The sequence below is a fragment of the Nitrincola alkalilacustris genome, from assembly GCF_008973755.1.
GTDB classification, from domain to species: Bacteria; Pseudomonadota; Gammaproteobacteria; order Pseudomonadales; family Balneatricaceae; genus Nitrincola; species Nitrincola alkalilacustris.
The window spans coordinates 161,685-172,870 of the sequence record NZ_WBOM01000006.1; the positions used below are offsets into that span (position 1 = coordinate 161,685).

The 11,186-nt window shown below is 54.3% G+C and carries 11 protein-coding genes; all 11 read right to left on the reverse strand.

Annotated features, from left to right (window positions below; genetic code table 11):
- Positions 1-11 precede the first annotated feature (11 nt).
- Complete coding sequence (fnr, locus tag F7R27_RS12595; protein WP_151704620.1) at positions 12-785, reverse strand: fumarate/nitrate reduction transcriptional regulator Fnr; 774 nt, start codon at positions 783-785, stop codon at positions 12-14.
- Positions 786-950: 165 nt separating this feature from the next.
- Entirely contained in the window at positions 951-2,342 is a 1,392-nt protein-coding gene (hemN, locus tag F7R27_RS12600; RefSeq protein WP_151704621.1) for an oxygen-independent coproporphyrinogen III oxidase, read from the reverse strand.
- 83 nt (positions 2,343-2,425) lie between these two features.
- Complete coding sequence (locus F7R27_RS12605; protein ID WP_151704622.1) at positions 2,426-3,100, reverse strand: sulfite exporter TauE/SafE family protein; 675 nt, start codon at positions 3,098-3,100, stop codon at positions 2,426-2,428.
- A complete protein-coding gene (ccoS, locus tag F7R27_RS12610; protein ID WP_151704623.1) occupies positions 3,093-3,326 on the reverse strand; it encodes a cbb3-type cytochrome oxidase assembly protein CcoS in 234 nt (77 codons plus the stop codon). Before ccoS ends, F7R27_RS12605 begins: the two co-directional genes overlap by 8 nt.
- A 1-nt stretch (position 3,327) precedes the next feature.
- Positions 3,328-5,850 carry a heavy metal translocating P-type ATPase gene (locus tag F7R27_RS12615; RefSeq protein WP_151704624.1) on the reverse strand — a complete coding sequence of 841 codons (2,523 nt, stop codon included), beginning with the start codon at positions 5,848-5,850 and terminating at the stop codon, positions 3,328-3,330.
- 20 nt (positions 5,851-5,870) lie between these two features.
- A complete protein-coding gene (locus F7R27_RS12620; RefSeq protein ID WP_168927503.1) occupies positions 5,871-6,383 on the reverse strand; it encodes a FixH family protein in 513 nt (170 codons plus the stop codon).
- A 72-nt stretch (positions 6,384-6,455) separates the two neighbouring features.
- A complete protein-coding gene (gene ccoG / locus F7R27_RS12625; RefSeq protein ID WP_151704626.1) occupies positions 6,456-7,877 on the reverse strand; it encodes a cytochrome c oxidase accessory protein CcoG in 1,422 nt (473 codons plus the stop codon).
- Positions 7,878-8,004: 127 nt separating this feature from the next.
- Complete coding sequence (gene ccoP, locus F7R27_RS12630) at positions 8,005-8,898, reverse strand: cytochrome-c oxidase, cbb3-type subunit III (RefSeq protein WP_151704627.1); 894 nt, start codon at positions 8,896-8,898, stop codon at positions 8,005-8,007.
- Positions 8,895-9,092 (reverse strand): cbb3-type cytochrome oxidase subunit 3, encoded by a 198-nt coding sequence (locus tag F7R27_RS12635; RefSeq protein WP_206060501.1) that lies wholly within the window; start codon positions 9,090-9,092, stop codon positions 8,895-8,897. Before F7R27_RS12635 ends, ccoP begins: the two co-directional genes overlap by 4 nt.
- Positions 9,093-9,098: 6 nt before the next feature.
- Positions 9,099-9,719, reverse strand: coding sequence for a cytochrome-c oxidase, cbb3-type subunit II (gene ccoO, locus F7R27_RS12640; protein WP_151704628.1), 621 nt, complete (start codon positions 9,717-9,719; stop codon positions 9,099-9,101).
- 22 nt (positions 9,720-9,741) lie between these two features.
- Positions 9,742-11,178 carry a cytochrome-c oxidase, cbb3-type subunit I gene (gene ccoN / locus F7R27_RS12645; protein ID WP_151704629.1) on the reverse strand — a complete coding sequence of 479 codons (1,437 nt, stop codon included), beginning with the start codon at positions 11,176-11,178 and terminating at the stop codon, positions 9,742-9,744.
- Positions 11,179-11,186: the final 8 nt, after the last annotated feature.

Here is an 11,186-nt window from a genome sequence, read left to right on the forward strand (position 1 = left end):
AACAGTCTGTATCAGCTACTCTTTTTCTGTGCAGCAGAGGAATCTTCGACGGAGCATTCGCCAGACAGCAGATAGATCTCATCCAGATCCATCAATCTGATCTCTTTGCCATCCACCTGAATCAGGTTCTGATTCTGAAAGCGGGTAAAGATTCGGCTGATGGTTTCAACAGCCAGGCCCAGATAGTTACCGATCTCATTACGTGACATGGATAGGCGGAAAGACATGGCTGAGTAGCGTCGCTCCTGAAAACGCTGTGACAGTTTGATGAGGAAGGTGGCGACGCGCTGTTCGGCATTTTTTTTCGACAGCAGCAGCATCATCTGTTGCTCATCCCGAATCTCCTTGCTCATGGTGCGAACAATCTGCCGACGCAGCTCTGGGAGTTGGCCAGACAGATCATCCAGCCGTTCAAATGGGATTTCGCAGACAGTTGTGGTTTCCAGAATCTTGACCGAGACAGGATAGTGGTTGGCGTCATAGCCGCTGAGACCGACCAGCTCCCCGGGAAGATAGAAGCCGGTGATCTGCTCTTCGCCATCATTAGTGATGGTGTAGCTTTTTACTGAGCCAGCTCGGATTGCGTAGATGCTGCCAAAAGGGTCGCCCTGCCTGAACAGATGCTCACCCTTTTTCAGTGGTCGACTCTTGTCGATGATTTTATCAAGCCGATCCATTTCGGTCATGTCGAGCGAAACGGGCAGGCACAGGCTGCTCAGACTGCAGGTGTTGCAGTGTGATGGCTTGATGCTGTGAAGCTTTCCAGCTGAGGTTTTATCGTCCATCCGATCTGTCACCCATTCAAGTCCTGCAATGTCAGTTACGTCATGCCCAATCTAGTTATAGGACATTATGTATCATTTAGCGCCCGGGGTGAAGTTCAGCAAGCGCTTATAGACTGACATCCAGACCTGCTGCCAGATTGGCAGCACAGATCTGGCTGGGGCGGATCAGATGATGCGTGAATAACCTCGGGTGGGTTGCAGCTTGGGAATGTAGGCGTCAAAAGCCATGCAGATGCGTCTGATCAGCAGACGACCGGCAGGTGTCACAGTGATGATGCCGGCATTGAGATGAATCAGACCATCCTGCTCAAACTGGCGTAACTCCTGCATCTCTGCAGCAAAATAGCTGTCGAAATCCAGGCTGTACAGAGATGCGATCGCTTGGGTATCCAATCTGAAATGGCAGATCAGTTGCTCGATCACAGCGGCACGTATCAGGTCATCCTGGCTCAGGGTAATGCCGCGGCGAACAGCATTCTGCTTCTCTTCGATAGATTGGGTATAGAGTCCCAGGTCATGCTCATTCTGATAATAAACATTGCCTATCTTGCTGATGGATGACACACCCATGGCTACCAGATCGCAGTCTGCATGGGTCGTATAACCCTGAAAATTACGATGCAGCTGACCATTGAGCTGAGCCTGTGCCAGAGAGTCATCGGGTTTGGCGAAGTGATCCATGCCGATATAGCGATAGCCCGCCTCCATCAGTTTGCTGATGGTATTTTGCAGGATGATCAGCTTGGCCTCAGCGCTGGGCAGGTGTTCGCTCTGGATATGGCGCTGCGAGCGAAAGCGCTCGGGCATATGGGCATAGTTGAACACTGACAGGCGATCGGGGCTCATCTCAATCACTTTGTCCAGAGTGCGATCAAAGCTGTCTGGCGTCTGATGGGGCAGGCCATAGATCAGATCCATATTCAGCGAAGTGAACCCCAGTTCGCGCGCCTGCTCCAGTACCGCGAGGGTTTGTTCTATCGGCTGTACGCGATTCACGGCCTCCTGAACCTGATGTTCCAGATCCTGTACGCCCAGGCTGATGCGATTGAATCCGGTTTCGCGCAGAACCTCCATGGTTGAGCGACTGGCTTCACGCGGGTCAATCTCGATGGAGTAGTCGCCCTGATCATCATCACGCAGATTAAAGTGCTGACGCAGATTGCCCATCAACTCATGCATCTGCTCATCGCTGATGAAAGTGGGTGTGCCGCCGCCCCAGTGCAACTGATTGACCTGACGATCTTTGCCATACCAGTCAGACAGGGTTTTCATTTCACGATAGACACTGTCCAGATATGGCTGAGCACGATCTCGATTGCGCGTGATCACCTTGTTGCAGGCACAGTAATAGCAGACATGAGCGCAGAAGGGGATGTGCACATACAGAGACAGGGGGCTCTGGCTGTCTGTGCTGGCACGGGCCGCAGCGATCAACTGCTCCGGTGTGGTTTCACCCTGAAACTGCAGGGCCGTCGGATAGGAGGTATAGCGCGGACCCGACAGGTCATAGCGGCTGATCAGATCAAGGTTCCATTCGATGGAGTTATGTTGGTTCACGCTGTAACGTCCCCCTGAGGTGCGGTATCCGGATTAATCAGAGAGAGTATAGTGAAGTTCGCGGTGAGAAGTGTTGATGACTATCAATGAAAAGTGTGAAAAAAGCCCATCAGTGGCAGTGTAAAGATACCAAAGGCTATTACCAGTAATCCTGCTACCTGACGCGTCCAACGCTTTTGCATGAACTGTCTGATCTGCTGGGCAAGCAGGCCGGTTGCCAGCATTGCTGGCAGTGTGCCCAGTCCAAAGCCCAGCATCAGCAGGCTGCTCTGCTGCCAGCTGCCTGCCGCAGAGGCCCAGAGCAGGGTACTGTAGACCAGACCGCAGGGCAGCCAGCCCCAGGCCATGCCGAGCATGAGTGATTGGGGGAGAGTCTTGACCGGCATCAGGCGGCTGGCCAGTGGTTGAATATGGCGCCACAGATGACCACCGAGTTTTTCAAGGCGCGTCAGGCCAGTCCACCACTGGCTGATGTACAGCCCCATGGCGATCAACAGAAGGCCGGCAAAGGTGCGCATGATCAGTCCGGAAATCCCTGTGGCTACCGCGGAGCCAATCAGGCCAAGCAGTGCTCCAGCCAGCATGTAGCTGCTGATACGACCGATGTTGTAGCCCGCCAGCAGCATTATCGGGCGTGAGCCGTCGGTACGGGTATTGATAGCGACAGCGGCGGCAATACCGCCACACATGCCGATGCAGTGAGTGCTGCCCAGCAGTCCGATAATAAAGGCGGTGGAGATGACCAGTGGGTCAGTCATCTTTCGGCGCTTGCTTGGTGAGGCTGTTGTCGTCGGCAGTCGGAGTGTCTTCGGGCGTGATCCGGGACTCAGGTGGAATCATATCGTCATCATCATCGAAGAGAATGCTGTGAGCTGGAGCATCCATATCATCATACTGGCCGTTGTTGACGCTCCAGAAAAACGCCCACATGGCTACGCCGGCCAGCAGAACCCCAAGCGGGATCAGTAGCAGCATGCTGTTCATCTTATACCTCCTGTCCGGCCGATGAAGCTGGTTGAGCTGTTGTTGCAGTCGTTGCTGCTGTTGCGTGGGCATTGGCATGAGAACGGCGACGCTCACGCATGCTCAGTCGCAGAGCGTTGCATACTACAACGATAGAGCTGGCGGTCATACCCAGTGCCGCTATATAGGGAGGTATAAGCCCCATCGATGCCGCAGGCAGTGCCAGCACATTGTAAGCCAGTGACAGGCCAAGGTTCTGGCGAATAATCTGGCGGGTTTTACGCGACAGTTGAATACCGTCGGCCAGGGTCTGCAATTGATTATTGATCAGTACGGCATCGGCATTGGTTTTGGCCAGGTCGGTTGCCGCCCCCATGGAGATAGATGTCTGTGCGCCTGCCATGACGGGTATGTCGTTGATGCCATCACCCACCATGATAACATTGGCGCCGGTTTCCTGAAGTGCTGAAATTCGTGCCAGTTTATCCTCGGGCGATACACCACTGTAAACTGTCTCAATACCTACTGACTCGGCCACGCGATGAGCGGCAGGTGAGCTGTCTCCTGTCAGCATCTCTATCTCCAGGCCCATCGCCTTGAGCTGGCTGATGACAGACTGGCTCTCGCGCCGTACCTGATCATCCAGTGCAAACCAGCCCAGTGCCTGATCAGAATCGCAGAGTAACAGCCAATGACGAGAGCTGTCAGGCAGAGGGGGTGGGCTGGACATGCACAGTACACTGCTGTACTCGGGTTTTCCGATACGATAACAGCGCCCATCTACCCAGCCCTCGACACCCTTGCCGACGGAGATGTCTACGCGCTCAGCATCCTGCTCAAACCAGGGTGCAAACGCACGCGCTACAGGGTGTTCCGACTGGCTTTCCAGTGCCGCTGCAATCCGGCGCAGTTGCAAGGGAGAGATCGAGGTCAGAGCCTGGGTGTCCTGAAGGACCAGCCGCCCTTCGGTCAGGGTGCCGGTTTTATCAAATACAACATGGGTAGCCTTGGACAGACTCTCCAGAACATGGCCGCGTGTGATCAGCAAGCCACGCTGGCGCAGGGTGCCGGTTGCCGTGGTCAGTGCGGTGGGTGTGGCCAGTGACAAAGCGCAGGGGCAGGTGACGACAAGAACTGACAGCGTAATCCAGAAGGCACTGGATGGCTCGATAAAGTGCCACACTGTATAAACTGTCGCAGCTGTTACCAACACGGCGCTGACAAAATAGCTGGCGACTCTGTCGGCCAGGCGCGCCATGTAGGGCTTCTCGCTCTGTGCGCGATCAAGGAGTCTGACGATGGTGGAGAGGCGGCTGTTCTCGCCCACCTGCGTCACTTTTACCTCTATCGGATTTTCGACATTGATGGTGCCGCCGACAACGACGGAACCTGTCTGTTTGCTGATCGGCAGATACTCACCTGTCAGAGCTGATTCGTCGACTGAGGAGTGGCCACCGAGCAGCACACCGTCGGCCGGTATGGTCTGGCCGGGACGGATGCGGATACGATCACCTGGCTGCAGTTCGGATGCAGGTACCAGCTCTTCGGTTCCGTCCTGGAGCACCCGGGTTGCGCTGCTGGGGATCAGGTTGAGCAGAGCATTGCCGGCAGCTCCGGTACGCTGGCGGGCACGCATCTCGAGATAGCGGCCGATCAGCAGGAAAAAGGTAAACATGGTGACGGAGTCAAAATAGACATCACCGGTGTTGAATACTGTGGCCCAGACGCTGGCTACATAAGCCAGCCCTATCGCAAGCGCTACCGGAACATCCATGGTCAGATGACCGATACGCAGGTCTCGAATCGCATTGGCGAAGAAGGGGTAGGCAGAATAGAACAGCACTGGAGTGGCAATCAGCATACTGGCCCAGCGCAGCATCATCATGTGCGGTTCATCCATGCCGCCCTGAATATAACCGGCAAACAGGGCTGCCGACATCATCATCTCCTGCATCATGCCGATGCCAGCCACGCCCATGCGTGTCAGAGACTTGCGATTTTCTTTTTGCAGGCGCTGTTCTTCACGATCAGGGTGGTAGGGGTGTGCCTGATAGCCGATGCGAATGATCTCTTTGAGAATAGTGCTGAGTTTGACCTCATCCGATTTCCAGCTCAGGCGCGCTCGATGACTGGTCAGGTTGACTTTGATATCGCTGATACCGGGCTGGCGTGACAGGTGTTGCTCGATGAGCCAGACACAGGCTGCGCAACTGATCCCTTCGATGACCAGCATCGCTTCGAGAGTCTCATCCTGTACTTGTCGGACAAATGTTTTCTGCACTTCCGGACGGTCGTAAAGGGCCAGTTCTGCGCTGAGTTCATCCAGGCGCTCGGCATCAACCACTTCCGGTGAAAGATCATTACCGCGGTGCTGGTAAAAGTTATCCAGACCGCCATCGACAATGGTCTGTGCGACAGCCTGACAGCCGGGGCAGCACATTCTCTGCGCCTCACCCTTGATCTCGGTGTAAAAGTGGCTGTCTGACGGAACAGGAAGCCCGCAGTGATAACAACCTGTCACAGGGCTTCCGTGTGCTGCATTCATATAGCGCTAATCCCCACCGATCAGAGTGCGGAGAAGATCAGAGAGCGAGCTTCGTAAGGAGGGTAGGCCTCGGTGCGCAGACGCCACTCAACGTTTTCCGGTTCCAGAATGAAATAGCGCTTGCCCTGCAGTGCGCTGCTCAAGGTGCCCTCAAAAAGGTTGGGCTGGTTGGCCGCCGTTAAAGTGATCTGTTGATCAAATTTCTGGTGAGTCGGATGAATGATACTCAGGCTCAACTGCTCAGTTCCCTCTGGCAGCAGTCCACCGAGATCCAGTTCAATACGACCACTGTCGTTATCCAGTACCATCTCGCCCTTGAGATCCAGCTCGACGGCTCGCATCTCCTTGCTGGTATCTACATAGGTACCACGGGCATAGCGGAAGTGATCTTCACGCACGATACCATCACTGGTCTTGACGGCGATGACGGCAAAACTGGTGGCATAGATCATCACGCAGAAAATCGGAGTCAGAACAAACCAGAGCCAGAACTGTTTATACCAGGGGGCTACTGGGGCTGTATCTTGAGTCATTGGTGCTCCTGAAAAGTTGGACGGCATGCATGGCACGCCGCAGATTATACCTTAACAGGGCTGTCTCCGCCATTAACGGCGCGGAGCAGGCCCTATGAAACGACTTTCAACCTGTGCCTGGCTGGACGGGTTATCAGTCGATTGGATCAGAAAAACCACCGGATAGTTCGATTGAGACAGCTGACTGCGTTTTGTCTGCAGCCTGACCGGGTAATCAATCATATCGCCTGCAGCAATGCTGATAGTCGGTTCACTCAGCAATTCAAGGCCCTCCAGTCCGGATACAGTAAGCAGATAAGTCTGATCCACATGATCCTTGTTGGTGATCTTCAGGGTATAGACATTCTGAACGAGGCCACCCTGTACTTCGGTGTAGAGTTCGCCACGATCCCTGATGACATCGAACTGAATGGGGACACGATTGGCCAGCACATAACCGAAGCTGAGCACCATGATCATCATGGCGGCAAAATACCCGATCAGCCTTGGGCGCAATATCTTGGTTTTCTTCCCCTTGAGGGCGTGTTCAGTGGTGTAGCGCACCAGACCGCGGTCATAACCCATCTTGTCCATGATCTCGTCGCAGGCATCAATACAGGCGCCACAGGCTATGCACTCGTATTGCAGGCCATCGCGGATATCGATTCCGACCGGGCAGACATGCACGCAGTTGTCGCAGTCGATGCAGTCGCCAAGCCCCTCGGCTTTGTAATCAGCACCTTTTTTGCGCTTGCCGCGCTTTTCGCCACGCTTTTCATCATAGGAGATGACCAGCGTGTCCTCGTCGAACATCACCGCCTGGAAGCGGGCATAGGGACACATGTAGATGCAGACCTGCTCACGCAGCCAGCCGGCATTGCCATAGGTGGCAACCGTAAAGAATGCCAGCCACCACATCTCCCAGGGGCCGAGTTCGAAGGTGATGATACTGGGCAGCAGCTCTCGGATAGGGGAGAAGTAGCCCACGAAAGCGATAGCGGTTGCAACAGATATAATCAGCCAGAGAGAGTGCTTGGCAGTTTTGCGTAATGTTCTTTCTGTGCTGCCTGGGCCTTTGTCACGGCGCATACGTTTGTTGCGATCCCCTTCGGTGATTCGCTCGGCCCAGATGAAAAACCAGGTCCAGACAAACTGTGGGCAGGAGTAGCCACACCAGAGTCGACCGGCAAATACAGTGACGAAAAAAAGCACGAAGGCCAGAATGATCAGCAACCAGGAAAGCAGAATAAAGTCCTGTGGCCAGAAGGTCATATCGAAGATATGGAACTGACGATTGGGCAGATCAAAAAGTACTGCCTGGCGTCCATCCCACTGTATCCAGGAGACACCAAAGAAAAGAGCCAGCATGATAAAGCTGGAACCGGTACGCAGGTTCTTGAAGAAGCCGCGGTAATACTTGACGTAGATATGCTCTCGCTTGGCATAAAGATCGTAGGTTTGCTGATCCTCTTTCTTTCTGGCGGGAGTGATGTCTTTAACCGGTATCTGGTTCATATGTACCTGCCACCTGGTCTGGATGGGTTGTAGAGTAAGACCTGAAGGGTGTTTCTGAGCTGATTCTAATATACCAAAAAAAAAGCGACATGATGCAGATCATGTCGCTGTCACTTATCTAGGGAGATCAGTCCCGAGACAGGCTTGTCACATAGGCAGTGATCAGGTGGATCTGATCATCCGTCAGCAGGTGGCGGAAAGAGGGCATCACGCCGCTGCGTCCAACGCGCAGAGTATGTGCGATCTGTCCGAACTCACCGCCATATAGCCAGATATCGTTGGTCAGGTTAGGTGCGCCGAGTGCGTACATGCCTGTGCCGTCTGGCATATGGCAGGCGGCACACAGTGCCTGATACTGAGGTTCTGCACGATCAGCAGAGCCCGCATCATGCTCACGACCGCTGAGCTTCAGCACGTAGTGAGTCATATCACGTATACCCTCTTCACCCAGCACCGGCAACCAGCCCGGCATCGCACCCATACGCCCCTGAGTAATGCTGTGCTTGATGGCGGTCTCATCGCCGCCATACAGCCAGTCATTATTGGTCAGGTTGGGAAAGCCATAAGCCCCGGTGCCTGCTGTGCCGTGGCACAGAGAGCAGTTGTTGGCATAAAGACGCTGACCGATACGCAAGCCTGCAGCATTCTCAGACAGCTGCAACTCATCAATCGAGAGGGATGCATACTGAGCAAAGATAGGTGCATAGTTCTCTTCAGCGTAGGCCATCTCCTCCTGCCACTGCTTGGTTGATGTCCACCCCAGAAGTCCTGCAAAGTTGCCAAGACCGGGATAGAGCAGCAGATAGCCAAGTCCGAAAATTACAGTAGCCACGAACATCTGGAACCACCATTTGGGCATGGGGTTGTCCAGCTCTTCGATTCCATCAAAGGAGTGACCGACGGTTTCTTCGGTCAATTCCTGATGAGGCTGGCTTCTGCGGGTTGCAAACAGCAGCCAGGTACAACCAAAAATCACTGCCAGGGTAATGACAGTTACCCACGCGCTCCAGAAAGCACTCATTTTTCTTCTCTCCTGTCATGGGCTGGTTCGTTGCTCTTGTTGTTGTCTGCTTCCTGCTCATCATCCGCAAAGGGAAGATTTGCGGCATCATCGAAGCTTTTCTTGTTCTGAGGCAAGAGCACCCAGATGAAAAGCCCCAGGAAGGTGATCAACATCACCAGTGGCAAGAACGGGCCATAAACATCATAACTCACTGAGGATTACCGTGTTTGGGTGTAGTTGTCATGAGTTCTGCCAAGCGCCTGCAGGTAAGCAACGATGGCATCAATCTCGTATCTGCCTTCAACTTCGGCACGAGCACCAGCAATCTGTTCATCCGTGTAAGGTACTCCCAGTGTGCGCATCACTTCCATTTTACGTGCAGTCAGCCTTCCATCCATCTGGTTGTCAAACAGCCAGGGGTAGGATGGCATGATAGACTCAGGTACTACGTCGCGCGGGTTGTACAGGTGAGCACGCTGCCAGTCGTCAGAGTAACGACCGCCAACACGGGCGAGGTCCGGGCCTGTGCGCTTGGAGCCCCACAGGAAGGGGTGCTCCCATACATGCTCATTGGCTGTCGAGTAGTGCCCATAACGCTCAGTTTCTGCGCGGAAGGGGCGAATCATCTGTGTGTGGCAGACATGGCAGCCTTCACGGATGTAGATATCCCGACCTTCCAGTTCCAGTGCAGTATAGGTACGCATGTTTTCAATCGGTTTGGTGGTTGAGTCCTTGAAAAACAGGGGCACAATCTCGGCCAGACCACCGGCGCTGATCACGATCATGATCAGAATTGCCATCAGGCCGGTATTTTTCTCGATAGTTTCGTGTTTGATCATTGCTCTATGCTCCTCGTCTCAATCACGCAGTCTGGGCCGCTGGCTCAGGTTCTGCCTTGGCGACACTGCTGCCAGAGCGGACGGTCTGCCAAACGTTGTAGGCCATGAAGAACATACCGGACAGGAAGATCAGGCCGCCGATGAAGCGGACGAAGTAACCCGGATGGCTGGCTTCCAGTGCTTCAACGAAGCTATAGGTCAGTGTTCCATCTTCGTTTACTGCGCGCCACATCAGGCCCTGCAGAATACCGTTGACCCACATGGAGACGATGTAAAGCACGGTTCCGACGGTGGCCAGCCAGAAGTGAACGTTGATCAGTTTGGTGCTGTACATGTCGGCTTTACCGAAGAGCTTCGGAATCATGTGGTAAACAGCGCCGATGGAGATCATGGCTACCCAGCCCAATGCGCCAGAGTGAACGTGACCGACAGTCCAGTCAGTGTTGTGCGACAGGGCGTTGACGGTCTTGATCGACATCATCGGGCCTTCAAAGGTGGACATACCGTAGAAGGAGAGAGACACGACCAGGAAGCGCAGAATTGGGTCGGTACGCAGCTTATGCCAGGCACCTGACAGCGTCATCATACCGTTGATCATACCGCCCCAGGAGGGTGCCAGCAGGATCAGAGACATCACCATCCCCAGTGACTGTGTCCAGTCAGGCAGGGCTGAGTAGTGCAGGTGGTGGCCGCCGGCCCACATGTAGGTGGCGATCAGTGCCCAGAAGTGAACGATCGACAGACGATAGGAGTAAACCGGACGATTCGCCTGCTTCGGAACGAAGTAGTACATCATGCCCAGGAAGCCTGCAGTCAGGAAGAAGCCGACCGCGTTATGGCCATACCACCACTGTATCATCGCATCGATGGTACCGGCATAGGCAGAGTAGGATTTGAATGGAGATACCGGCAGGGCTGCACTATTAACGACATGCAGTACAGCGATAACCAGAATGAAGGCCATGTAGAACCAGTTAGCCACATAGATGTGCTTGGTTTTGCGCTTCATGATGGTGCCGATGAACACAACGGCATAGGTGACCCATACCAGGGTGATCAGAATGTCGATGGGCCATTCCAGCTCAGCGTACTCCTTGGCAGAAGTCAGGCCGAGTGGCAGTGTAATGGCTGCTGCAACGATTACCAACTGCCATCCCCAGAAGGTGAAGGCGGCGAGTCCGTCAGAAATCAGGCGAGCCTGACAGGTCCGTTGCACAACATAGTAAGAGGTTGCGAAAAGGGCGCAGCCACCAAACGCAAAAATAACTGCGTTGGTGTGTAACGGACGGATGCGTCCGTAGGATAACCAGGGAAGATCGAAGTTTAGCGCCGGCCAGACCAGCTGGGCCGCGATAAGGACACCCACGCCCATACCGACAATACCCCAGACAACAGTCATGATGGCGAATTGACGCACCACCTTGTAGTTGTATGTCGGGTGATCAGTTGCAATGCTCATGTCAGGCT